Genomic DNA, 24706 nt, shown 5'->3' with positions numbered 1-24706 from the left:
TGCGCGCGTGGTGGAACCGCGGCGGGTGGAGTTGAGCGAGCCGGAGACGTCCAAGGCCAGCCGGACCTATTGGGACTCGGCGGCCGAGGAGTATCTCGAGGAGCACGGCGACTTTCTCGGGGACGACAAGTTCATCTGGTGTCCCGAGGGAGTCGACGAGGCCGCGGCGCAGTTGCTCGGGCCGGTGCGGGGCAAGCGGGTGCTCGAGGTCGGCTGTGGCGCTGCGCAGTGCTCGCGATGGCTCGTCGGGCAGGGCGCGAACGTGGTTGCCTTCGACATCTCAGTGGAGCAATTGAGGGTCGGGCGGCAGTTGGATCGGCGTACCGGGGTCGGAGTACGGACTGTTGCTGCCGATGCGGTCGCGATTCCCTTTGAAAACAACACCTTTGACATCGCCTGCTCGGCGTTCGGCGCGTTGCCGTTCGTCGCCGACGCGGAGGCGGCGCTCAGCGAGATCGCCCGCACCCTCAAGCCGGGCGGCCTTCTCGTCTTCTCGGTGACCCACCCGATCAGATGGAGCATGCCGGACGACCCGACGCCTGCCGGTCTGCGGATCACCCAGTCGTACTTCGACCGCACCCCGTACGTCGAGGTCGACGCCGACGGCACTCCCGTCTACGCCGAGCACCACCGCACCACCGGCGACTGGATCCGCGCTCTCACCGGCGCGGGCTTCGTCATCGACGACCTACTCGAACCCGAGTGGCCGGCCGCCAACACCCAGACCTGGGGTGGCTGGGGACCAGACCGCGGCCGGCTCGTACCCGGTACCGCGATCTGGTCCGCCCACAAGAACTAGTCCTTCTCGTCCGGCTCCGTCGCCTCGGCCCCAGCGTGAGCGGCGGCGGGCCGCGCCCGCAGCTGCAGGGCGACCACCAGGCCCAGCAAGAGCAGGCCGATGATCAGCGACACGAGCGGCACCCAGAAGCCGATCAGGTGCAGCTGAGCGGCCTTGGCCTTGTAGCCGCCCTCTTCGATGCCGTTCTCCTTGGCGCCCTTCACGTTCTTCTGCACGGTCGCGTCGTCGTAGGCGATCGTCACGTCGGTCGCGGTCAGCGTCTTCTGGTCGTCGGACTGCAGCTCGGCGAGCTGCTTCTCCTCGCCCTTGATGATGGCGCCGGTGATCGGCTCGATCCACAGCGTCCGGGTGTTGGAGTACATCCGGTCGACCTCGATGGCCGGCGTGCCCGGCTCGTCCAGCAGCGAACCGGGGATCTTCAGCCGCTCGGCGGCCTCCAGCTTCTGCTTCGGCACCTCCTGGACGAACTTGTAGACCTTCAGCCCGTACAGCTCGGTCGTGCCCTGGTACTTGATCGGCCACGCCTTGCGGGTGGACGTGTCCCAGAACTGGTACGTCTGCTTCTTCGTCCCGAACGGGAACTTCAGCACCAGTCCGTCGTGACCGTGGAAGAACCGGTCGCCACCGTTCTCGGCCGTCTTACGGTCCGCCTTCTCCAAGGTGGTGGAGATGTACTCACCCGTGTCCTTGTCGGCCCAGCGCACCGACTCGCCGGTGTGCGCGTCCAGCACGACCCGCTCCTGGACGAAGCTCAGCGGCATCTTGTCCGTCTGCGACTTGTCGTCGGGGAACTGGTAGTTCTTCGTGTTGTCGGTGACGACGACGGTGTCGAAGACGACCACCTTGCGGTTCAGCTTCTTGCTGATGTCCTCGGCCGCCTTCACGTCACCGCGGACCGTCCGCCGTGCCTCGAGCGTCTCGTTGTCCTTCTTCTTCAATTCCTTGGCGCTGAAGAAGGTCGCGTCCGGACCCTCCGACACCGTGTGCGCGACCTGGTCCGGTGGCGCCACCGACAGCGTCGGATACGCGTAGAACTTGGCCAGTGCGGCGATCCCCACGAAGAAGATCCCCAGTGCGATCACCAGCGCACGACTGCGATTCCCCACAACAACCCCTCCCGGTCTGTTCGCGGGACGCTACCAGCGAGTAGGGGCCCTGAACAGAGACCAGTGGCCAGAAAATCCCGCAGTGGCCGAACTGTCATATAGTCCGGCCACATGAGTGCGATCTGGGGGGCGACCGGAAGGCTACGGGCCGCTCCGGACGAGGCGGTACTGCGGGTCGCGGTGGTGGCCGTCGCGGCCGTCCAGGCGATCGTGCTCGGACTGCTGGCCCGCCGGGGTTCCTGGCTGAGCGACGACCTCGACTTCATGGTGCAGGGCGGCAAGGGCTTCGCGCCGAACGACCTGCTCACCCCGGTCAACGACCACATCGCCCCCGGCCTGCGTTTCGTCTACGCGGTCTTCGCCCAGCTGGCCCCGCTGAACTACGACCTCACCGTCGCCTGGCGAGTGCTCATGCAAGCCCTGGCCATCGCCTTGATGGGCTTCCTGCTGCTCCGCTTGCTGGGCTCGACTTGGTGGGTCCTCACCGGCACAGTGCTCTACGCGCTGGCCCCGGTCAGCATGCCGTCCTTCATGTCGCTGTCGAGCGCCGTCAACAATCTGCCCGCCCATGTCTTCGGCCTGCTGATCCTGCACGCCACGGTCGACTGGTACGCCGGACATCGCCGCCGGGCAGTTGCCTATGGCCCCCTTTCACTGCTGATCTCGTTGGCCTGCTGGGAGAAGTCCGGCCTGATCATGGCCACAGCACTCGCCCTGGCGCTCTACCTGCGCAAGGTGCCGTTGCGCCAGTGGCTGCGGCAGAGCTGGCCGCTCGGCGCCGCGTTCGTCGTACCAGTCGTTGCCTTTGGCATCCTTTACGGGACGCACGGCAATCCGTCCGACGGCAGCTGGCCGAGCTTCGGCAAGTTGCTCGGGCAGGGCGGCCGGGCGTTCGCAGTACCGATCGGGACGCTGGCTGGTGGGCCGTGGCGCTGGGCTTCGTTCGACACCCCGTTCGGTATCGCCGACGCACCCATCGCGGCCGTGGTGCTGGGCGCCCTCGTCCTGGTCGTCTTGCTGTTGGCCGCTTGGCGCCTGGACCGCCGGGTCCTGCTGCTGTGGGGATCTCTGCTCGCTTATGTACTGACAACGTGGCTTCTGGTGTCGTACGGGCGCTCCGCGCTCTTCGGCTCGGTCTTCACCGTGCACTACCACTACTGGTCGGACAGCTCGATCCCACTGACGCTGGCCGTCGTCCTGACCGCGCGATCGATCCGCCCACGCCTCGATTGGGCCCGGCCGACAGCCGCGGCCATCGCCTGCTGCCTGGTCGCCTGGACCGCCGGAGTCGTCGTCTCCGACGCCGGCTTCGCCCAGAGCTGGGGCAAGAACCCCGCTCGTCCGTACTTCGACAACGTCGCCGCCGAGCTCGACAAGGCCGGCCCGTCGGTCAGCCTCTGGGACGTCTCATTGCCCTCGAAGATCTCCGGGCTGCTCGCGGCCGACAACCGGCTCTCCACCGTCCTCCGCACCGCCGGCATCCCGTTCCGGCTCCAGGGTCCGGGCGCCGACCCGTACCTCGTGACCGAAACCGGTGAGGTCCGGCCGTCGACGTTGAAGGTCTGGGCGACGTCGCACACTCCTGGCGGCTGCGCGAAGGAGCTGAAAGGCACGTCGCCGGTGACGCTGCCGCTCCGGAAGGTCGGGCCCGACCAGGGTCCGACCCGCTGGTTCGCGAAGCTGTCCTATCTCACCAACCAGGAGGTCCGGGTGCAGGCCGAGCTGATCGATGCCGAGGGCAAGGTCGTACCGATGCCGCTGCCGGATCACTCCTGGCCGACCGGGTTCACCACGATGTACTTCGGTCAGTCCGACCTGATCCAGGCGACCGCCGTCCGGCTGCGGGCCGTGGATCCGGACGACACCGTCTGTCTGGGCGAGTTCCAGCTCGGCCTGCCGGTGGCATCGTGACGCGACGACCGAGGTTCCCGGCCCTCGACGGGCTGCGCGCGATCGGCGCCCTCGCCGTACTGACCACCCATGTCGGCTTCCAGAGCGGCACGTCGCTGAACGGGCCGTTCGCCGGGCTGCTGGCCAGGCTGGACGTCGGGGTCGCGCTCTTCTTCGCCATCTCCGGTTTCCTGCTGTACCGGCCGCATGTGGTCGCCTGGTTCGAGGAGAGCGAGCCACCCCGCCTGCTGCCGTACCTGCGCAACCGGGCGCTGCGGATCGTGCCTGCGCTCTGGGTCGCGGTACTGCTCGCCGCCGTCCTGTTGCCCCACGATCACACGATCGGCTGGCTGAACTACCTGCGGCACGCGACCTTCACCCAGATCTATGTCGAGGGTCCGTCTGTCCCCGGCCTGTCGCAACTGTGGAGTCTCGCGACCGAGGTGGCGTTCTACCTGCTGCTGCCCCTGATCGCCAAGTTGCTGACGAGCTACGAGCGGCCCACCCGGCGAGGGGTGCGCTGGCGGCTGGCGGTGCTGTTCGGGTTCGCACTGCTCGGTCCGGCCTGGATGGCCGCCATCAACGCGACGGACCACAGCCTGGCGGGCCTGTGGCTGCCCGGCTACATCGGCTGGTTCGCGGTCGGCATGGGCATGGCGCTGTGGCAGGTCGCCCGGACCAGTGGCCGACTCGGCCCGTCCGCGCTGGACACGCTCGCCAAGATCCCCGGCACCGTCTGGGGTATCGGGATCGCGCTGTTCCTGATCGCCACTACGCCGATCGCGGGTCCGTACGGTCTCAGTGTGCCGACGCCGGCGCAGGCGTTCGTGAAGTGCTTGCTCTACACCGGTATCGCCGCCTGCGCGCTGTTCCCGGCGATCAGCCCGACCCGCCGAACGGCCGGAGTACTGGGCGGCAGAATCGGGCATGTCGCGGGCGATCTGTCGTACAGCGTCTTCGTCTATCACTTGATCGTGCTGAGCCTGGTCGAGCGACTCTTCGACAAGCAGCTGTTCAGCGGACACTTCGCGCTGCTCTTCTGGGCGACGGTGGTGGCGACGACAGGGGTGGCCGCTGCGAGCTACTACGGGATGGAGCGGCCGATCATGCGCCGGGGCCGGAGAGACCGGACCTACGACGTCTCCGGTACCGGCCTGGCCAGCAGCGCCAGCGCGCAGCCGAACAAGATCGATGACTGGACGAAGCCCGAGGTGAGGCCCGCTCCACCGGCCGGCCAGGGCTGAACCGCTGCCACCACCGAGCCCAGCAGGACGGCGCCGACCAGGACTGCGACGCTGACCAACCGGCGGCCGTCGAGCGCCCAGGCGACCACAGCGGCGGCCACGGTGGCAGCAAAGCCGATCCAACCAGCCATGAAGGTTCCGGCCGCGACGGCAAGCACCGAAGCGACCCAAGGGCCGATGCGGCTGGCCTCGCGCAGCACGTGCCCTCTGCGCCGCGCGCGTCGCCGAGCGAAGATCGCCAGCCCCAGTACGCCCAAGAACGCGGCCAGCCCGACCAGCAGTCCGGCGCGGTAGTTCCGGTCCGGCGTGAACTGCGCGGTGACCATCTGCTCAGGCCCGGCTGGGAGGATCCAGCCCTGCTGCCAGCCGCCGATCCGTAGCGGGACCAGCTTGTGGCCACTGCTGTCGTAGGCCTCCCAGCCCACGTTGAAGTTCTGCGCGACCGTCAGTACCGACTGCTCGTCCGCGTGCGGCACCTCCAGCGTCATCGACGCCGGAGTGGGGCGCCAGACAGCCACACTCTTGATCGGTTCACTGGCCGTGGCGCTGAAGCCGGGACGGCTCAGCTTGACCTCGACCGGTACGAAGTCGGGGCTCGCCGTGACGTCGATCGAATGCCTGCCGGCCTGCAGCTGGACACTGCCTTGCTGGCAGAGCGTGAAGGTGAGCGGTCGCCGCTGCAGCACGTCACGGACCGTTCCGGTGAGTGCCGTGGGCAAATCCACGCCGTCCACCCGGACCGGCGGGCCGAAGCCGCACAGCGATCCGGTCACCGTCTTCGGGTCGACCGCTTTGCGAAGCTCGTCGACGCCCAGGACGCGCACCTCGGAGACGCCGACTGGAAGGTACCGGGCGAATCCACTGCCGGAATCCACATCGACAGACTGTTCGGCGCTGGCGAGGGTCAGCTCGATATCTCTCAGTACCGTGGTCCCAGCGGGAAAGGTGATGTAGCCCTCCGGGTCGATCTTGTACTCGGCCTTCGGCCCGCGGTCGAAGCTGACCGAGACGCTGGTCGGCCGCGACGCCGCCAGGTACTGGTCGTTGAGGAACTGCAATCCGTTGACGGGCTTTCTCCTCGCCCCGGGCAGCCGCAAGGTCAGGGTCGGTTGCAGGTCGTCGAAACCGGCCACCCAGCCGGTGCCGAGGTCGCGGTCGACCACCGCGCCCGGCCGTCCTTCGGGGGCGGTGACCGCGCGGGACGAGGCAGTTGCCCGGATCGGCGCCCGGCGGTCGAGCAGGCGCTCAACTGCCGCACCGTCCTTCGGCAGCGCCGTGCCCACGACTCGATAGGCCGCTGCAGTGGGCAGTTCGACGCTGCGCAGCAGCCCCTCTGCCTCCTCGGAGTCGCGCGCGCTGCCTGCCCGGCACAACGGCCGAGCCCCGGAGTGCAGACAGGCCGATCGGCCGACCTGCTGGTTACGGAAGACCAGCGCGTCGGGCTGACGATCCGGCCCGGCCGGAACCATCAGCCTGCTCACCGGTGTCACCCCAGGCACCGAAACCTCAGCGATCGAGACTCCGTTGGGGTTCTTCCCATCAGTGACGCCGACGGTGATCCGCAGCCGCTGGGTGGTTCCAGGTGGCGCCGAGATCGATTGTGGGGCGCCGGTGCCCTGGACGGCCGACGTCACCGAGCCCCGATCGGTGTCGACCTTCACCGTACGAACCGGTTCCCCGGTCGGCGCGGCCAACGAGAACTGCACCTGGAGATGATCGAGCGACTGTGGTGCAGCGAACGTCAGCTCGAGCCACTCCCCACTGCTGCGGCCAAAGTTCCCGGAGACCCACCGGGTAGCGGGATCACCGTCCACCGCGGCCGACGGCCCGTTGCCAGGCCCGAGCCTCAGCGTCGCGTCCGCATCCGCGGCCGACGAGGACGCCTGTACGCCGGTAACGCCACCGGCCCACGATCTCGCTGTCAGCACGGCCGCGGGATCGACGACGTAGTCGAGCGTGCGCCTCTTCTGCCGACCCGGGTCATCCGCTGTCAGCACCGGCGACGCATTGTCCGCAGCCCTGCCGAAGGACACCTCTCGACGCTGCAAGCCGTCCGTCTGGACGAGTGGAAGCTTGCCAAGCCCCTTGGCGTCAGTACTGGTCACTGCCTCGCGGTTGCCGCCCAGCGCCGTCAGCACGGCCGGTACGTCCTCGGGAGCGCCACGCACCTCGACCAGCTGCGACTGCGGGACCAGCCGCGCGGCACTGGTCTGGCCGACGTCGTAGATCTCCACGCTCGGGAACGGCAGGCGGGTGTGCTCGTCGAGCGTCAAGCGGGGTTGCTCGATGGAGCTGCCGGTCGGCGGGCCGAAGTACGCGACCCGCTTGATGCCTGCGTCGGCAAGGCTCTCGTGGACGGCCAGGGTCGGGCTCACCTGCGCATCGAGGCGGAGGTCGTTCCGGACGACCACGTATCTCACGCCTGCCCTGGCCAAGGCCTGCTGCAAGGTCTTGTCGCCGACGCCGGAGCCCAGACGCCGCTCCACCTCGTCCAGCCAGCGCGTAGTACCGGCTGATCCCAGCGGTACCGCGTCTCTGACCGCCATCGGCCGCTTCAGCAGCGATTGGAACGGCTCATCCTTGGTGGAACCCCACGTGAAGTCAGCAAACGACGCAGCCGGTACTACGAGAACGCTGCCGACCGTCTGCTGACTGTCCAGCCAGGTCGCCGCCTCACGCCAATGAGCCGGAATCGCCTGGTACGACTCAGGCCTGGGCAGCTGGGCGAACACCGCAGGCGTAGCGACCGAGACAACCAAGCAAGCCGCCAAGGCCGGCACTATCCGGCGGTGGACGCCACGGGCGGCCGCCCAGCTGGTCAGCCGGGTCAGTGCGTGGGCTGCGGCCAGTGTGAGCGGCAGCCGTACAACCAGCTCGAACTTATGGGTGTTGCGGAGTGCAGCCAGCGGCCCGTCCAGCAGGTCCTGCAGCTGGGGAGCGAATGGCGAGCCAGCCGTACCTGCATGCCCAAGAGTGACCAGCAGCAGACCAGCGGCCAGTGAGAGCTGCAGGAAGCCCCGGTGCTTCAGGGTGCCCATCGCCAGACCGACCAGTCCGATCAGAGCGATAGCGGCGGAGGTGAGGATCAGGGCCGGCTGGGTGACGAACAGCCAACCGGCTGGCCAGGTCGGGCCGTCTCCTGCCTGCAGGTAGTTCAGCCACTGCGACGTACCGCGGAAGGACTCGAAGGGGCTCGCCTTGCTGGTCGTGATCGCGGCGTTCTCGATCCAGTCCAGGAAGGGTGGACTGTAACGGCCAAGGATCCCCAGCGGGATCAGCCACCACAACGAGACCAGCAGCACGCAACCGAACCAGCCGGCCGCGACCTTGAGGCTCGACCTGTCCACCCGCCGGGTGAGCAGCCACAGGGCCGGGAGCACCAGGGTCGCCCCCGTGGCCACCGCATTCACTCCCCCGACCAGTCCGAACGCCACCGCGGACCAGCCGATCCGCCACCAGCCGGAGCGCGCCTTGGGAGTCACCAGTGGCAGCAGGACCCAGGGGGCCATCGCCAGGGGCCAGACCTCGATCGAGGTGACCGCTACTTCGCCGAGCATCCGCGGGGACAACGCGTAGAAGATGGCGGCCGCGAAACGCGCCCACGGCACGCCGTACCCCAGTGCGCCGCAGAGCTTCCAGACCCCGAGGAAGGCCACGCACATCACCAGCGACCACCACAGCCGCTGAGTGACCCAGCCTGGTACCGACATCGCGTCCAGCAGCCAGTGGAACGGTCCCATCGGCAGCAGGTAGCCGTAAGCCTGGTTCTGCAGCTGGCCGAACGCGCCCTGCGGATCCCACAGGTGGAGCGAACGGGCCAGGAACTGACCGGGTCCGGCGGTCAGGTCGAGCTTGGTGTCGGGGACGATCTTGCCCGGCGCCTGATGGAAGCACAGGGCGATCAGAACCAAGCAGCCCAGCACCAACCGGGTCCGCCAGATCACCTTCTCGTTGCCGGGTTTGTTCATCGGCGCCGGAGCACCACGACGAGGTTCCAGGTCGCGAACTCCCGCACTCCGGGCACCGCCAGTACGCCGTACGCCCAGCGCGGGTGGTACCGCGGGAACGCGGCCACCAGCTCCGCGTCGCGGCACGAGCGCGCCCAGCGCAACCCGCCGGCGACGGTGATCGGGAAGAGCGACTCACCGAACTTGTTCTTCGGCGGCTTGCCCAACCGGCGTTCGTAACGCCGCGCTGCGCGATGACCGCCGAGGAAGTGCCAGGGGGCCGTCTCGTGGCCGCCGTGCGGTCCCCACCAGCCGGTGTAGGACAAGAAGATCGTGCCGCCCGGCTTGGTGACACGGACCATCTCGTCGGCCATCAGCCACGGGTCCGGCACGTGCTCGAGGACGTTCGACGAGAAACAGATGTCGATCTGTCCGTCACCGATCGGCAACGCCATCCCGCTGCCCAGGACGGTGCCGGGCACCGGCTCGCCGCGTCCGCTCAGCTCGCCGAGGTCGGAGTCGATCGCGTAGTAGGTCGCACCCGCGGCGCGGAAGGCGTCGGCGAAATAGCCGGGACCGCCACCGACGTCGAGCATCCGCGCGCCGCGCAGATCGGCGTACGCCGAGAGCTGGCCGACCGAGTCGGCGGCGAGCGTTCCGTAGAACCGGTCGGGGTCGGTCTGCTCGACCCCGAACGCCTTGAACAACCGCACGGCGCGGCCGAGATCGGCCGTCCAGCCGACGGTGGTCACAGGGCTCGGAATCGCTTCGGACACAGGCCGGACCCTAACCGATATCGCGACCTCTGGCGGACATCGTTACTCCCTGGTAACCTCGCGGCCTCATCCGCGGGGGCGGACTAGCGGAAGGTGGGGCCCTACACGTGCGCGAGAAGACCGTGCTGTTGCTGAACTGGCGGGACACGACGAACCCCGAGGGGGGCGGTTCGGAGAGGTGTGTGGAGGAGGTCGCGAGAGGCCTTGCGGCGATGGGCTGGTCGGTCACCATGCTCTGCGCGGCCTACCCCGGCAGCCCGCGCGAGGCACGCCGTCACGACGTCAGGTACCTGTACCGCGGCAGCAAAGTGACCGTTTACCTCCGCGGCCTGCTCTACACGTTGCTGCACCGGCCCGACCACGTCATCGACGTGCAGAACGGGCTGCCATTCTTTACCCGCCTCGTACGTCGTACCGGCGTCGTCGTGCTCGTCCACCACGTACACGAGGAGCAATGGCAGGTCGTGTACCCGGGCTGGAAGGGGCGACTCGGTTGGTGGCTTGAGTCCCGCGTGGCGCCCCGGCTCTACAGCGACTGCCGCTACGTCACCGTGTCGTCGGCGTCGCGCGATGAACTGCAGGCACTCGGTGTGGATCGGGCGCGCATCGACGTGATCCACAACGGGACCGACCCTGCGCCTCCCCGTCAGGTACCGCAGGCCGCTGCGCCGACTGTGGTCTGTGTCGGGCGGATCGTTCCGCACAAGCAGGTGGAGCACGCAGTGGACGCCATCGCCGAGGCCCGCAAGGTGCTGCCAGACGCACGTCTGCTGGTCGTCGGGTCTGGTTGGTGGGAGGACTCACTGCGCTCGTACGTCGAGTCGCGCGGACTGCAGGACGCGGTCGAGCTCCGTGGGCATGTCAGCGAGGACGACAAGCACGCTGCGTACGACGAGGCCTGGGTGCTCGCACTGCCGAGCCTGAAGGAGGGCTGGGGGCTGGTGGTTGGCGAGGCCGCGGCGCACGGAGTACCGACTGTCGCCTATCGCAGTGCGGGCGGACCGACCGAGTCGGTGCAGCACGACGCCACGGGGCTCCTGGTGGACTCCGAGGCCGAGTTCGGCACCGCCATCCTGTCGCTGCTGCAGGACGAGGCCACCCGCCGCAGGTTGTCTGCAGGAGCGCTCGCGTCAGCTGGCAACTTCACCTGGTCGGCCACGGTCGGCGGGTTCGACCGTGTCCTCACCGGCCAGGTCGAGGCAGCAGAAAGGCCGGCCAGCGTTCGCTGACCGGCCTTGCTGGAAGTACTGGCTACTTGTCCCCGTAGTTGACGAGCGGGACGTCCACCTGGCCCGTGCTGGTCTGGCCAGCGGGCGCCTTCGGCTCGTCCTTCACCGTCTGCACTACCCCGACGACAGCGGCGGTCGAGACGGCCATGCCGGCGATGATCGCCAACACAGCACCAATCAGAGTTCCCATGAAGCGTGTCCCCTCCTAGACAAGTAAACCGGATGGTAACAACCGGCTAGTAACTTCGCTAGAGCTTGGAACGGACTCTGCGGAGTTCTGTGATTGCTCCTGCTGCGGCGGCCGCTAGTACAGCACCAGCTAGGGTCCAGGCGGCCAGGACGAGTATGACGACCCAGGGGCGAGTGCCTTGCGGGGTGGGGGTTCCGGCGATGCGGAAGACGGTGACCGTCGGGCCGCTGAACTCCTCGATGAGTTGTGGGGACATGTCACGCGGCGACGGGCCGCCGGCATCGCGGTCGACGACGATCCAGCCGACACCTTGCTGCTGCAGAGTGCCGGTCGGGTCGACGCCGGCGCGGACAGACTCCCGCAGGGCCGTCGCGATCGCTGTTGCTCTGGGATCCTCCCCAGGCAGTCGGCGGCCGTCGACGATCAGCTCGTCAGGGACGATCGAGGCTCTGGAGAAGTAGCGAGGCATCGGGTCGAGCACCGGGCGCCGGGCGTTCCAGGCCGGCGCCCGGTAGGACTCGAACGGCCATGGGATGAACTCCCCCGTCCCCTTGTCGCTCGCGAGCACGCGCCGGGCCTCCGCCCAGTCAGCCGGGTACTGCGCTGCCTTGAGCCCGTCACCGCCAGCCAGCGAGGGCATCGCAGCGATCGGGACCAGCGCGGCAGTTGCGCCCACTACCCACTTCAACGGCACAACCCGGAGTACGGCGGCCAGCGCGACGCCGAAGGCGAGTGACTCGAGCAGGACCAGAGGACCGAGGTACCGCTGGCCATCCCGGAACAAGCCGGCCCCCGGCACCTCTCGCACCGCCCAAGCCATGAACCCAGGTGCCACCACGCCTGCCATCCCCACCACCACGGCTAGGACGGCTGCGACCACGAGTACCCGGACAAGGTGCTCCCCCTGCCGCCACCAGATCACCATGCCCACGACGGCAACCACCAGCAGCAGGAACCCCAGTACGACCGGTACCAACTGGCCACGGCTGTCGGGAACCACGTCCGCGTTCCAGACGCCACCCAAGGTGAGCAGGGTCGGCAAAGTGCCGCCGTACCCCTCGTTCCGCGCCGCAAAGGCCGGAACGGCGGCAGGGTCCGAGATAGCGGGAGCACTCCGCGCCAGCCCGGCGACGAGCCAGGGGGCATTCAAGAGAGCTGCCCCGAGCAGTGCACGCCGTGTCAGGCGCCGGTCCCCTCCTGGCCACAGGAGGGTCAGCGCTGCCAGCAGTAGGCCGGTGATTCCGCCCGAGGCGGTCAGGGCGCATCCGGCGGCGGCGAGCAGGAAGCCTGGCAAGCCCTTGCCTTCACGGAGTCGGAGCGCAGCGCGCACTAGCCACGGCAGAGCGGCGTACCCGAGGAGTAGTGCCCACGCGCCCAGGTGGAACCGCTCGGCGACGAACGGGTTCCACACGTAGAGCGTCGTGGCCGCAGCGCCGGCCAGCGGGCCGCCTAGGCCTAGGTGCCGCCACAGGGCGGTCAGGCCCAGGCCACTCAGGAGCGGGATCGCGATGAGCACCAGTTTGTTGAGCACCTGGCCGCCCGCCACCTCGTCCAGCACCGCGACCAGTACGTCCGAGGGGACGGCACGCGGCAAGGCGGTTGTGACTCCGAACAGGTCAAGCCGTAGCGTGAGGTCCGGCACGAACACCATGTCGTAGCCGACCACGTACCCAGGAGCGAGCAGCGGCACGGTGATGAGCATGGCCAGCAGTACCGGCCAGGTCCACGGCAACAGCCGGCCCAGCCGGGTGGATCCCCCCTCCACGCCTACCTCCTCGCAACTATCGTTCAGCGCAACCTACCCGCCAGCCAGCAGAACAGAAGCCGGATGACCTCTGAGATGACTCCCGCCCAGCAGCCGGCCGCCCCGAAGCTCGGCTTCCTGCGCAGCGCCACCGTGGTAGCGGTCGGCATGGCCATCATGAACGTAGCGGCTTACGGTTTCACCTTGTTTGCTGTGCACCGGCTCGTACCGGAGCAATTCAGCGCTGTGGTGGCCTTGCTCGGACTGTTGCTGATCGGCAACGTGGTGCCGCTCGGGCTGCAGGCATCCGGGGCGCGGCGGATCGCCACCCACGCCGGGCCTGGCCGGGAGGCGTTGGCGGATTCGTTGTTGCGGGCGGGGCGGCGGTCGGCGCTTGGGCTGACTGTGGTGTGTCTGGTGGCCAGTCCGCTGCTGATCTGGCTGCTGCACATCGACTCGGTGCTTGCGGTCGTGCTGCTGGCGCCTACGCTCGGTGGGCTGACGCTGATGGGGTCGCAGCTCGGCGTGCTGCAGGGTAGCGAGCGGTGGACCGAGTTGGCGGCCATGTACACGGCCGTCGGGGTTGGGCGGTTCGCCTTCGGGGCCGGGGCGCTGGTGATCCACCCGAGCGTGACTGCGGCGATGATCGGGGTCACTGTCGGGGCCGCGCTGCCGCCGCTGGTTGGGTCCTTCCTGCTGCGCGGGTCTGCCGGTGGTACGCCGGAGCAGGTCAAGGAAGCGTTGCGGGAGACGATCCACGGTACGCACGCACTGCTGGCCTTCTTCGCCATCGCGAACGCGGACGCCCTGCTCGCCCGGGGGCTGATGGATGGCGAGCACAGTGGGTACTATGCGGCCGGCGTGATCGTCGCCAAGGCATGCCTTTTCCTGCCCCAGTTCGTGATCGTGACCGTGTTCCCCGCGCTGGCCAGCTCCCCCGGCGACACACTCAGGCTGCGTCGGGCGATCCAGGCGGTCGCAGCGCTCGGGGTCTGCTGCGTCCTCGGCGCCCTGCTGCTGCCGGACCTAGTGGTGACGGTTGCCGGAGGCAAGGATAAGTACCCGGCCCTAGGTGACTTCGCGTGGATCTTCGCGCTCGCCGGTTCGGCGTACGCCGTTCTGCAGCTGGTCGTGTACGCCGCGATCGCCCAGCAGGAGAAGCGTGCCGCCCTGGTGATCTGGATCGGCCTGGCCGTCCTGGCGATCGCCGCCCTCATCGTCATCGGCGCCGACCTCGCCACCGGCTTCACCGCGATCAAGGTCCTGGCCGGGATGACAGCTGCCTGCGCGATCGCCTTGTCGGCCGTCCTGGCCACCGGGCTGCATCGCCAGACGGCCGACAGGGCGTAGTACTCACCAGAGACTGGACTTGGCGAACTTCCGCGCCAGCGTGTTCGCCAGCACCAGCAGGACCAGGCCGATCACCGACCGGAACAGCCCGATCGCCGCGGCATAACTGAACTGCGGCACCTGGGACGCGAAGCCGAGCTTGTAGACGTAGGTGTCGATCACCTCCGACGTCTGCAGGTTCAGCGTGTTCTGCAACAGCAGCACCTTCTCGAACCCGACCGACATGATCGAGCCGATGTTCAGGATCAGCAGGATCACCGCCACCGGCCGGATCGCCGGCAGGTCGATGTGCCAGACCCGGCGCAGCCTGGACGCGCCGTCGACGATCGCCGCCTCGTGCAACTCGGGTGCGACGCTGGTCAGCGCGGCCAGGTAGATGATCGCCGAGAAGCCCATCGTCTGCCAGGCGCCGGACCAGACGTACAGGTGCCGGAAGTAGTCCGGATTGCTCAGTACGTCGATCGGCCCGATCCCGAACTGGCCGAGCAGGTGGTTCAGCACACCGCTGTTCGGGTCGACGATCACCACGATCAGGCCGACCACGACGACGGTCGAGATGAAGTGCGGTGCATAGGTGATCAGCTGCACCGACCGCCGGTACCACCGTCGCCGGGCCATGTTGAGCCCGAGCGCGAGCAGGATCGGCAGCCAGAACGTCGCCACCAGTTCGTACAGGTGCAGGATCAGCGTGTTCTTGATCAGCCGCCAGAACTGGTACGACTCGACGAACCGCTCGAAGTGCTTGAGGCCGACCCAGCGGCTGCCCAGGATGCCGTCGACCACGTTGTAGTCCTTGAAGGCGATGATCGCGCCGTACATCGGCCAGTACGCGAAGATCGCCAGCCAGATCAGCGGCACCGTGAGCATCGCGTACAGCTGCCAGTTGCGTCGCATCCTGGCGGCCAGGCCGAGACCTTGTTTGGCCGGGCGGCTGCTTGCGCGCGCCGGCGTACGTCGTACCAGAGTGTCCGTGGCCATCGGCGTCAGCCCTTCAACGAGCCGACCATGGCCCCCTTGACGAAGTGCTTCTGCACGAAGGGGTAGATCAGCAGTGGCGGAATGGTGGCGATCACGATCAGCGAGAACTTGAGCTGCTCCTGGAGCTCCTTCATCCGGATCAGCTCGGCGGTGTCGCGGACCTGGGACGGGTCGAAGTTGTTCTGGATCAGGATCTGGCGCAGCACCAGCTGGAGCGGGAACAGGTGCTCGTTGGTCAGGAAGATCAGCGCGTTGAACCAGGAGTTCCACTGCGCGACGGCGTAGAAGAGCAGGTTCACCGCGATGATCGGTTTGCTCAGCGGCAGCACGATCCGCCAGAAGAAACCGAAGTCGGTGCAGCCGTCGACCTTCGCGGCCTCGACCAGTTCCTCGGGGATGGTCGACTGGAAGTAGGTCCGGGTGATGATCATGTTCCAGACCGCGAGCGCGGCCGGCAGGATGATCGCCCAGCGGGTGTTCAGCAGGCCGAGCCGGTCCACCACCAGGTAGGTCGGGATCAGGCCGCCGGTGAACATCATCGTGAAGACGAACAGGGCCATGATGAATCCCTTGCCCGGCAGGCCTTTGCGGGACAGCGGGTACGCCGCGAACAGGGTCAGCACGGTCGCGATCAGCGCGCCGCCGACGGCGTAGACGACGGAGTTACCGAAGCCGCTGACGATCGAGTCGTAGTCGAAGACCGCCTTGAAGGACTCGACGCTGAAGCCGACCGGCCAGAGCCAGACCTTGCCGGAGACAACGTTCTTCGGATCGCTCAGCGAGGCGCTGACCACGTAGACCAGCGGATAGAGCACGGCCAGGGTGAACAGGCCGAGCGCGGTGTAGTTGCAGATCATCACGATCCGGTCGGACCGGGTCTCGCGCACGGGGGCGGGCGCGTCCGTTGCCGTTGCCATCGCAGTCACCCCTGGTAGGTCTCGTAGGCGGCCTGCTGGATCTCCAGATAAGGCCGCAGCCCGATCTTGTTGATGCGGTCGGTGTAATCGCGCCACTGCCCGTCATCGTTCGGATCGAGCTTGCCGGTGACGAACTTGGCCAGCGAGGTGGTCACCTCACCCTTCAGGTTCAGGCCGATCTCGGCGTCCTGCGCGGCCTGGTCGGCCTCCAGGGTGACCGGCGGGAACTGCATCTCCATCGGCTGCTTGTAGGGAAAGAGCTCATCCCGGGTCTGCGTGTACAGCGGCGACTCGAACGTCGCCTTCTGCGGATTCACCCGCTCGGCCAGGCGGAAGTCGCCCGAGCGGTACATCACGCCGTACTGGTCCCAGGTCTTGCCCTTGGTCGCGTCGGAATCCCAGGTGGCGTCGAAGCCGTAGATGGACTGCTTGCCGTTGATGCCCTTGTCGCCTTTGACCGACCAGCGGAAGTCGGGGCCGGCGTAAGAGCGCAGTACGGCCTCGAGATCCATCTGGAAGTCGGCCCAGCGGACCAGGAGGTCGGGGCGACGGCACTTGCGGGTGATGACGAGAGTGGAGACCTCGAGGCCGACCTTGAGGTAGTCCCAGGCGGCGTACCGGGTGCCGTTCGGTCCCTCCAGCGGCGGGACGGTTTCGTACTGGTGCCAGCGCGCGTTCGGGTCGGTCTGGTCGATGGTGAGGAACGAACCCCAGTAGTAGGCGCGCGCACCGCCGATCACCGGGGCGCCGGGGTTGTTGCCGTAGCGGTTCATCTGGTCCTGGTCGGCGGTGAAGATGTCCTTGTTCAGCAGGCCGTCGGCGTACAGGCTGCGCAGGTACTTGAGCCCGTCGCGCCATTCGTCCTTGACGTAGTTGGCCTCGACCTTGCCGTCGTTGACGACCAGCCAAGGATCGCCGGGGTTGTAGAGGAAGGCGTTCATGAAATAGGTGTCCAGCGGAGCCTCCTTGAAGCCGGCGAACGGGACCGTCTTGCCACGACCGCCGAGGTCGGCCTTCTTGAACGCGGTCAGCACCTCGCGGAACTCGTCGGTCGTCTTCGGGATCGCCAGGCCGACCTTGCGGATCCAGTCGGCGTTGAGGAAGGTCCGGCCGTTGGACGCACGGCAGTGGTAGCAGTCGTTGATGTCGGGGAAGCTGTAGATGCCCTTGTCCGGGGCAACCATCAGCTTGCGCGCCTCGGGGTAGTCCTTCATCGCGTGCTGGAGGTTCGGGGCGTACTTGTCCAGGTACGGATCCAGGTCGACGAAGAGGTTCTGCGCGCCGTACAGGTAGAGCTGGGAGCGGGTGAACGTGATGCCCAGGAAGGCATCGGGGATGTCGCCCGCGGCCATCATCGCGTTGACCTTCGTCATCGTCTCCGGGTCGTCGCCCTTGCCGGCCACCTGGCGGAACTGGATCCTGATCCCGGTCTTCTGTTCCATCCAGTGCGTGAAGGCGTTCTTCGACCAGTCGCCGACGGTCAGGTTCTGCGGCACGACCACGGTGAAGGTGGCCGGCTCGGTGACGATCGGGCGCTGTTCGCGGGCCACCGGGCCGACGTACCCGGGCGGATAGTTGATGCCGGTCTTCTTCGCGCCCAGCGGCGTGGGCGGCGCGCTCAGACTCTCGGGACTGGCACCGGCCGATTGCTCACCCGATCCGCAGCCACTGAGCAGTCCACTCCCGCCGGCCGCCGCGATTCCGAGTGCTCCAGCGACGAACGAGCGTCGCTTCACCCCGGCTGGTCTCAGGTCTTCTTGCATCCTGCCTCCCGATGCAGACGATGAGATATCCAATAGGATCTCGGATCCGTGATTCGGGAGACTGACACATAACGTTTAACCAGGGAAGGGCTGATCACCTGCGGTCATTACTTTTCTACAGAAAGTATCGGATGATGCGCCTAGGGTATGAGCCATGACGACCCCGAAGTTCATCCTCGCCCTGCGCGAGAAGATCGGTCACGATCTCCTCTGGCTGACCGGGATCACCGGCGTCGTCCTGGACGACGCCGAGCACATCCTGCTGGTACGCCGGGCCGACACCGGCCGCTGGTCGCTCCCCGCCGGAATCCTCGAGCCCGGCGAGCAGCCGGCGCCCGCGTTGCTGCGCGAGATCCAGGAAGAGACGGCCGTCGAGGCCGAGATCATCCGCCTGGTCAGCATCGACACCCTGCCACCGGGCGCCTACCCGAACGGCGACCAGATCCAGTTCCTCGACCTCTGCTTCAGCTGCCGCCCCCTCCGAGGCGAGGCGCGCGTCAACGACGACGAGTCGTTAGAGGTCACGTGGTTCGCGCTCGACGATCTGCCGCCTCTGCAGGACCGCGAGCTGACCTACATCGCCAACGCCCGCACCTCAGACCCACTCCCCCGCTACACCGGCCGGCCCGCCTAGGTTCAGCTGAGGGTGCCGTGCAGCTGGGCATACCGGCCTGAGCGAGCCAGCAACTCTTGATGGGTCCCGCGCTCGACGATCCGGCCGTGGTCCAGGACGAGGATCTGCTCGGCGTCGCGAACCGTGGACAACCGGTGGGCGATCGCGATCGTGGTCCGGTTCCGTGCCAGTTCGTCGATCGCCGCCTGGACCGCCCGCTCGGTCTCGTTGTCGAGCGCGCTGGTGGCCTCGTCCAGGATCAGGATCGGCGGGTTGCGCAGCAGCATCCGCGCGATCGCCAGGCGCTGCCGCTCACCACCCGAGAACCGGTAGCCACGAGCGCCGACGACGGTGTCGTAGCCGTCGGGCAGCCCGATGATCAGGTCATGGATACGGGCGGCCCGGGCGGCTGCGACAACGTCGGCGTCAGTTGCGCCGGGCGCGGCGAACCGGAGGTTCTCACGGACCGACTCGTGGAACAGATAGGTCTCCTGCGAGACCAGCCCGACCGCGTCGGAGATCGACGACAGCTTCAGGTCCCGCAGGTCGACCCCGTCGATCGTCACCTGTCCGCGCCCGGGATCGTAGAGCCGGGCGATCAGATACGCGAGCGTGGTCTTGCCCGAGCCGGTCTCGCCGACCAGCGCGGTCGTCGTGCCCGGCGCGACGACGAAGTCGATGTCGGACAACGTCCAGGCCGCGTCTTCGGCGTACCGGAACGATGCCTCGGAGACCCGTACTTCGCCCCGCGGCCGGGGTAGCGCGCGGGCATTCGGCTTCTCCTGAATGTCGATCGGCAGGTCGAGCACCTCGAAGATCCGGCCGAACAGCGCCATCGAGGTGGACGCGGTGGTGCCGATGCCCTGCAAGGCCGTGGCCGGCGCGACCAGCCGATTGAGCATCGAGGTGAAGGCGACCACCGTACCGATCGAGAAGACCGCTGCGCCGTGCGCCAAGGTGAGTCCGGCGACCAGGTAGACGAGTGCGGGAATCATCGTCAGGCTGGCCCGGCGGCTCGAGATCACCCACTGCCCACTCATCGCCGCTTCCAGCTCCGTCTTGGTCAGCGCCCGCGACTCGTCCGCGAACCGGTCGGACAGCGCCCGCTGGCGACCCAGCGTCTTCGCGAGCAAGACCCCGGCCACCGACAGCGACTCCTCGACCAGAGCCGTGATTCCGGCAAGCTGCCGCTGCCGGCCTCGAGCGATCATGCGCCGCTGCCGTCCGAGCCGGAACGAGAACACCAGGAACACCGGTACTACGACCAGGCATATAGCAGCCAGGCGCCAGTTCATCACCAACGCGGCGATCGCGACGGTGAGCGCGGCCATCCCGTTCTGGACGACCGAGCTGGCCGTGTTCGTCACCACGTTGTCGACGCCGCCGATGTCGTTGGCGAGCCGGGACTGCACCTCGCCGGCCCGGGTCCGGGTGAAGAAGCCGAGCGACATCCGTTGCAGGTGGTCGTACACGCTGGTCCGCAGATCGTGGATCACGCCCTGGCCGATCACGTTCGACAGCCGGGTCGACGCCACCCCGAGGACGGCGGTCAGGACCGAGGCTGCGACCATGCCTCCGGCGTACAACGAGACCAGGGAAGCGCTGCGCTGCGGGAGGGCCTTGTCGACGATCTCGCGGACCATGAACGGCGAGGTCACTCCCGCCACTCCCTGGACGACCGAGACGAGCAGGAGAACGGAGATCGAGGCCAGGTAGGGCCGGAACAGACCCGCGATGCGGCGGACCGGGGCCTTGTCGACGCTGACGTCCGCGCTCAGGGTGGCGACCATCAGTACTCTTCCGTCGCGAGCCGCTCCAGCAGTCCGGCCGCCACGACGAGGAAGTCCCGCTCCGCCTCGGTCAACGACTCCAGTGCACCGGCCAGCCAGAGCTCCCGCGGCCGCATCTCCGCAGCCAGTACTTCGGTGCCGGCCGGCGTGATCTCCAGCAACGACTGACGGCCGTCGGCCGGGTCGGGACGGCGGCGGATCCAGTCCTGGTCCTCGAGCGCGGCGAACGCCCGGGACAGCGACTGCGGCTGGGTCCGGAGGCGCTCGGCCAGCTCGCCGGGAGTCAGCGCTCCGCTGTGCGCCAGGTGGCGCAGCACGCCAGTCTGGCTGAGCGTGATCTTGCCTGCGCGCTCGGCCCTGGCCCGGGTCGCCAGCAATGCGGCGCCGTGAAGGATCTGTCGAGCGGCCTCTTCATTGGTACGCACGTACTTACGTTAACAGCACACCCAAGAAGAGACCGCCCGATTTTCCTACGCAACTGCTTACTAGTGGGCCGCCTCGTGCCAGGTGCGGCCGACACCCACCGAGACATCCAGCGGGACGGCCATCTCGACGGCGGCGCCCATGTCGCGGCGGACCAGCTCCTCCAGGGTTTCGCGTTCGCCCGGGGCGATTTCGAAGACCAGTTCGTCGTGGACCTGGAGGAGCATGCGGGACTTCAGGCCGGAGGACTTCAGGGAGGCGTCTACCTTGAGCATCGCCATTTTGATGACGTCGGCGGCCGAACCCTGGATCGGGGCGTTGAGGGCCATCCGCTCGGCCATCTCGCGGCGTTGGCGGTTGTCGCTGGTCAGGTCGGGCAGGTAGCGGCGGCGGCCGAGGATGGTCTCGGTGTAGCCGCTCTTGCCGGCCTCGAGCACGATGCTGCGCAGGTAGTCGCGGACCCCGCCGAAGCCTTCGAAGTACTCGTCCATCAGGCCCTTGGCCTCGTCGACGCCGATCTTCAGCTGCTGGCTCAAACCGTACGCCGACAGGCCGTACGCGAGGCCGTAGTTCATCGCCTTGATCTTGGCCCGCTGCTCCTGCGTCACCGCCGACGGCTCGACCGAGAACACCCGGGACGCGGTCACCGAGTGGAAGTCCATCCCGGAGTTGAACGCGTCGATCAGGCCCTGGTCCTCCGACACGTGCGCCATGATCCGCATCTCGATCTGGCTGTAGTCGGCCGACATCAAGGCCTCGAAGCCCTCGCCGACGACGAACGCCTCGCGGATCCGGCGACCCTCCTCGGTCCGGATCGGGATGTTCTGCAGGTTCGGGTCGGTCGAGCTGAGCCGCCCGGTCGCCGCGATCGTCTGGTTGAACGTGGTGTGGATCCGCGCGTCGGTCGGGCTGATCGTCTTCAGCAGCCCCTCGACCGTCTGCCGCAACCGGGTCGCGTCCCGGTGCGCCAGCAGGTACGCGAGGAACGGGTGCTCGGTCTTCTCGAACAGCGACTGCAGCGAGTCCGCGTCGGTCGTGTACCCCGTCTTGGTCCGCTTGGTCTTCGGCATCTGCAGCTCGTCGAACAGCACCACCTGCAGCTGCTTCGGCGACCCGAGGTTGATCTCCTTGCCGATCACCTCGTACGCCGCGGTCGCCGCCTCCCGCACGCCCGTGGCGAACCGCGCCTCGAGCTCCTCCAGGTACGGCCGGTCGACCGAGATACCGTCCCGCTCCATCGCCGCGATCACGTCGATCAGCGGCAACTCGACATCGGCGAGCAGCTGCGTACCGGCCTGCTTCTCCAGCTCGGCGTCGAGCGTGTCGGCCAGGTCGGCGATCGCGCGGGCACGCAGCATCGTCGCGTCGGCGGCCGGGCCGCCCTCGACGTCGTCGAAACTGAGCTGCCCGTTCTCGGCCTCCTCGGTGCGCAGCTCACGCTTGAGGTAGCGCACAGTCAGGTCGGCCAGGTCGTACGACCGTTGGTCCGGCCGGACCAGATAAGCGCTCAGCTGGGTGTCGGACGTGAGCCCGCCAAGCGACCAGCCGCGCTCCAGGAACCCGAGCAGCGGGCCCTTCGCGTCGTGCAACGCCTTCGGCTGCTTCGGGTCGGCCAGCCATGCCTGCCAGGCCGAGTCGTCGTCCGGGGTCAGCACAGCCGGGTCGAACCAGGCCGCCGCACCCGTCGACGTCGCCAGCGCCAGGCCGGTGATCTCGCCCGTACCGCGTCCCCAACTGCCCTGTACTGCGACACCCGTCCGCGCGCCGGTCGAGACGTGCTCCTTGATCCAGGCGCCGACCTCACCGGGCTTGAGCTGCGTGCCCTCGAGGTCGAAGCCCTCCTCGATCGTCTCCTCGACCTCTTCGTGCTCGGCCACCAGCCGCTCACGCAGCACCCGGAACTCCAGGCTGTCGAACAGCGTGTGCACCTTGTCCCGGTCCCATGGGTGCCGGACCAGATCGTCGACTGTCACGTCCAGCGTCAGGTCGCGGACCAGCTCGTTGATCTGCCGGTTCCGGATCACGTCGGAGAGGTGCTCGCGCAGCGACTCGCCGGCCTTGCCCTTGATCTCGTTCACCCGGTCGATCACGTCGTTCAGCGAGCCGAACTGGTTCAGCCACTTCGCCGCGGTCTTGTCGCCGACCCCGGGCACGCCCGGCAGGTTGTCGCTCTTCTCCCCCACCAGGGCGGCCAGGTCCGGGTACAGCCGCGGTGGGATCCCGTACTTCGCCTCGACCGCGGCCGGGTCCATCCGGGCGATCTCGGAGACGCCGCGCTTCGGGTACAGCACCGTGACGTTCTCGTTGATCAGCTGGAACGAGTCCCGGTCGCCGGAGCTGATCAGCACCTCGAAGCCCTGCTCGTCGGCCTGCGTCGCGAGCGTGGCGATGATGTCGTCGGCCTCCCAGCCGTCGATCTCGGTGGTCGGGATCCGGAGCGCCTCCAGCACCTCCTTGACCAGCGAGACCTGCCCCTTGAACTCGTCCGGGGACTTCGACCGGCCGGCCTTGTACTCCGTGTACTGCTCGGCCCGGAAGGTCTTGCGGGACACGTCGAACGCGACGCAGATGTGCGTCGGCTGCTCGTCGCGCAGCATGTTGATCAGCATCGAGGTGAACCCGTACACCGCGTTGGTGTGCTGACCTGTGGTGGTGGAGAAGTTCTCCACCGGCAGCGCGTAGAACGCCCGGTACGCGAGCGAGTGCCCGTCCAGCAGCAGGATCCGCGGTCGCGCGGTGGAGCCGTCCACCGCCGTGCCCGGGTCCTTGGTCATCGTCGAGGAGTCTGTTTCAGGAGCCACGTACCGACTCTAGTGGACCCCGCCGACAGTTCTCGCACGCGCACGCTGGGGCTCACGTAGCCTTCTGTCATGAGTGATGAGAAGACGGGCATTGACCTGCCGGGGATGTCCACCGAAGGAACGCTGCTCGACCTGATGGGCATCGTCATCACCGAGGCTGCACCCGAGCGGGTGGTCGCGACGATGCCGGTCAAGGGCAACGTCCAGCCGTACGGACTGCTGCACGGCGGCGCGTCCTGCGTGCTGGCCGAGAGCCTGGGGTCGATCGGCTCCGCGCTGCACGCCGCGACGTACGGCAAGGTCGCTGTCGGTGTCGACATCAACGCGACCCATCACCGGGCGGTCCGCGAAGGCGTCGTCACGGGCGTGGCCACGCCGATCTATCTGGGCCGTACCACTACGTCGTACGAGGTCGTCATCACCGACGAGCGGGACAAGCGGGTCTGCACCGCGCGGATCACGTGCCAGCTGATTCAGGCGCCGCCGGGAGCCTGAACTCGTCGTACTGTTCGTCGCCGTGGTCCTCGGCCAGCGGTGAGCGGGCGAGTTGCGCACGGCGGGCCATCACGGAACGCCGCGACGACAACAGGGCCAGCAGGTTGGGCGCATGCTCGGCCGCGAGGCGGCGCCGCACGGTATGCGTGCTCGCGAACCGCAGTACGCCGGCCTGCCCCAGCCCCAACCGGGCCAGGAACCTGTTCGCCTCGCGCGCGACCGGCGGAGCGACGACAGCCAGATGCGGGCAGTTCTCGTGCTCGGCCCACGCGGCCGCCTCGGCGATCAGCGCCTTGCCCAGGCCGTGCCGGCGGGCATGATCGCTGACGTGTAAGTACTCCACCGTCACGGTGACCTCGTCGTGCAGCGGGCTGATCGGTGTCTGACGCAGGTACGCCATCCCGCCGAGCTCGCCGTCGATCTCACCGACCACCAGCCGGCCCGACGGGTCGTCCGCGTGCTTGGCCACGGAGGCCTGCGCGGACTCCACGGACGGCGCGGCCAGCAAGCGGGCCTGGTGTCCGGCTCCGAGCGCCATCTCGCTCCACAGTGTCACCAGAGCACCGGCGTCGTCCGGACGGGCGTCGCGCACCTCGATGGCTGGTGCCACGTGGCCCTCCTAGATTCTGATCCACCCCCGAGGTGAACAGA

General features: G+C 67.9%; 19 protein-coding genes. 7 read left to right on the top strand and 12 right to left on the bottom strand.

The window, feature by feature from the left end; all coding sequences use genetic code 11:
- Window positions 1–7: 7 nt before the first annotated feature.
- Window positions 8–799: a class I SAM-dependent methyltransferase gene (locus OHA70_RS29000; RefSeq protein ID WP_328322848.1), complete on the top strand. Its 792-nt coding sequence runs from the start codon at window positions 8–10 to the stop codon at window positions 797–799.
- Here the strand turns inward: OHA70_RS29000 and OHA70_RS28995 are convergent.
- Entirely contained in the window at window positions 796–1905 is a 1110-nt protein-coding gene (locus OHA70_RS28995; RefSeq protein ID WP_328322847.1) for a DUF3068 domain-containing protein, read from the bottom strand. The two genes, OHA70_RS29000 and OHA70_RS28995, sit on opposite strands and share 4 nt — an antisense overlap.
- Window positions 1906–2016: 111 nt before the next feature.
- Between OHA70_RS28995 and OHA70_RS28990 the strand changes: the two genes are divergently transcribed.
- Together OHA70_RS28990 and OHA70_RS28985 are read left to right on the top strand one after the other, a co-directional pair.
- Complete coding sequence (locus OHA70_RS28990; RefSeq protein ID WP_328322846.1) at window positions 2017–3816, top strand: hypothetical protein; 1800 nt, start codon at window positions 2017–2019, stop codon at window positions 3814–3816.
- The gene (locus OHA70_RS28985) at window positions 3813–5039 is read left to right on the top strand and encodes an acyltransferase family protein (RefSeq protein WP_328322845.1); all 1227 of its coding nucleotides are present in this window, start codon (window positions 3813–3815) and stop codon (window positions 5037–5039) included. The genes OHA70_RS28990 and OHA70_RS28985 overlap by 4 nt, the downstream gene beginning before the upstream one ends.
- Here OHA70_RS28985 and OHA70_RS28980 read toward each other — a convergent pair.
- Complete coding sequence (locus OHA70_RS28980; RefSeq protein WP_328322844.1) at window positions 4928–9007, bottom strand: alpha-(1->3)-arabinofuranosyltransferase; 4080 nt, start codon at window positions 9005–9007, stop codon at window positions 4928–4930. The two genes, OHA70_RS28985 and OHA70_RS28980, sit on opposite strands and share 112 nt — an antisense overlap.
- On the bottom strand, window positions 9004–9762 hold the full coding sequence (locus tag OHA70_RS28975) for a class I SAM-dependent methyltransferase (RefSeq protein WP_328322843.1): 759 nt from the start codon (window positions 9760–9762) through the stop codon (window positions 9004–9006). The genes OHA70_RS28980 and OHA70_RS28975 overlap by 4 nt, the downstream gene beginning before the upstream one ends.
- A gap of 107 nt (window positions 9763–9869) precedes the next feature.
- On the opposite strand from OHA70_RS28975, the gene OHA70_RS28970 reads away from it, so the two are divergent.
- Window positions 9870–10991: a glycosyltransferase family 4 protein gene (locus OHA70_RS28970; protein WP_328322842.1), complete on the top strand. Its 1122-nt coding sequence runs from the start codon at window positions 9870–9872 to the stop codon at window positions 10989–10991.
- Between the two features lie 22 nt (window positions 10992–11013).
- Here OHA70_RS28970 and OHA70_RS28965 read toward each other — a convergent pair whose 3' ends face one another.
- Together OHA70_RS28965 and OHA70_RS28960 are read right to left on the bottom strand one after the other, a co-directional pair.
- Window positions 11014–11181, bottom strand: a complete 168-nt coding sequence (locus OHA70_RS28965) for a DUF2613 family protein (RefSeq protein ID WP_328322841.1) — start codon at window positions 11179–11181, stop codon at window positions 11014–11016.
- Window positions 11182–11239: 58 nt separating this feature from the next.
- Entirely contained in the window at window positions 11240–12946 is a 1707-nt protein-coding gene (locus OHA70_RS28960; protein WP_328322840.1) for a hypothetical protein, read from the bottom strand.
- A 63-nt stretch (window positions 12947–13009) separates the two neighbouring features.
- On the opposite strand from OHA70_RS28960, the gene OHA70_RS28955 reads away from it, so the two are divergent.
- Window positions 13010–14275 (top strand): polysaccharide biosynthesis protein, encoded by a 1266-nt coding sequence (locus OHA70_RS28955; protein ID WP_328322839.1) that lies wholly within the window; start codon window positions 13010–13012, stop codon window positions 14273–14275.
- A 3-nt stretch (window positions 14276–14278) separates the two neighbouring features.
- On the opposite strand, the gene OHA70_RS28950 is transcribed toward OHA70_RS28955, so the two are convergent.
- From OHA70_RS28950 to OHA70_RS28940, 3 genes are read right to left on the bottom strand one after another with little or no spacing between them, the layout of a single operon-like run.
- Window positions 14279–15253, bottom strand: a complete 975-nt coding sequence (locus OHA70_RS28950; protein WP_328322838.1) for an ABC transporter permease — start codon at window positions 15251–15253, stop codon at window positions 14279–14281.
- Window positions 15254–15258: 5 nt separating this feature from the next.
- Complete coding sequence (locus OHA70_RS28945) at window positions 15259–16170, bottom strand: carbohydrate ABC transporter permease (RefSeq protein WP_328322837.1); 912 nt, start codon at window positions 16168–16170, stop codon at window positions 15259–15261.
- A 5-nt stretch (window positions 16171–16175) separates the two neighbouring features.
- The gene (locus OHA70_RS28940; protein WP_328322836.1) at window positions 16176–17933 is read right to left on the bottom strand and encodes an extracellular solute-binding protein; all 1758 of its coding nucleotides are present in this window, start codon (window positions 17931–17933) and stop codon (window positions 16176–16178) included.
- Window positions 17934–18087: 154 nt separating this feature from the next.
- On the opposite strand from OHA70_RS28940, the gene OHA70_RS28935 reads away from it, so the two are divergent.
- Entirely contained in the window at window positions 18088–18567 is a 480-nt protein-coding gene (locus OHA70_RS28935; protein WP_328322835.1) for an NUDIX hydrolase, read from the top strand.
- Between the two features lie 2 nt (window positions 18568–18569).
- On the opposite strand, the gene OHA70_RS28930 is transcribed toward OHA70_RS28935, so the two are convergent.
- The 3 genes from OHA70_RS28930 to polA are packed head-to-tail and all read right to left on the bottom strand — an operon-like array spanning window position 18570 to window position 23533.
- Window positions 18570–20336, bottom strand: coding sequence for an ABC transporter ATP-binding protein (locus tag OHA70_RS28930; RefSeq protein ID WP_328322834.1), 1767 nt, complete (start codon window positions 20334–20336; stop codon window positions 18570–18572).
- Window positions 20336–20761, bottom strand: coding sequence for a MarR family winged helix-turn-helix transcriptional regulator (locus OHA70_RS28925; protein WP_328322833.1), 426 nt, complete (start codon window positions 20759–20761; stop codon window positions 20336–20338). Before OHA70_RS28925 ends, OHA70_RS28930 begins: the two co-directional genes overlap by 1 nt.
- 60 nt (window positions 20762–20821) lie before the next feature.
- The gene (polA, locus tag OHA70_RS28920) at window positions 20822–23533 is read right to left on the bottom strand and encodes a DNA polymerase I (protein ID WP_328335234.1); all 2712 of its coding nucleotides are present in this window, start codon (window positions 23531–23533) and stop codon (window positions 20822–20824) included.
- A gap of 96 nt (window positions 23534–23629) precedes the next feature.
- Between polA and OHA70_RS28915 the strand changes: the two genes are divergently transcribed.
- The gene (locus OHA70_RS28915) at window positions 23630–24055 is read left to right on the top strand and encodes a hotdog fold thioesterase (protein ID WP_328322832.1); all 426 of its coding nucleotides are present in this window, start codon (window positions 23630–23632) and stop codon (window positions 24053–24055) included.
- Here OHA70_RS28915 and OHA70_RS28910 read toward each other — a convergent pair.
- On the bottom strand, window positions 24018–24665 hold the full coding sequence (locus OHA70_RS28910) for a GNAT family N-acetyltransferase (RefSeq protein WP_328322831.1): 648 nt from the start codon (window positions 24663–24665) through the stop codon (window positions 24018–24020). The genes OHA70_RS28915 and OHA70_RS28910 overlap by 38 nt on opposite strands.
- Window positions 24666–24706 lie beyond the last annotated feature (41 nt).

Source organism: Kribbella sp. NBC_00382, assembly GCF_036067295.1.
GTDB lineage: Bacteria > Actinomycetota > Actinomycetes > Propionibacteriales > Kribbellaceae > Kribbella.
Note: the sequence above shows the minus strand (reverse complement) of the source record. Positions and strands in the feature narration are given on the sequence as shown.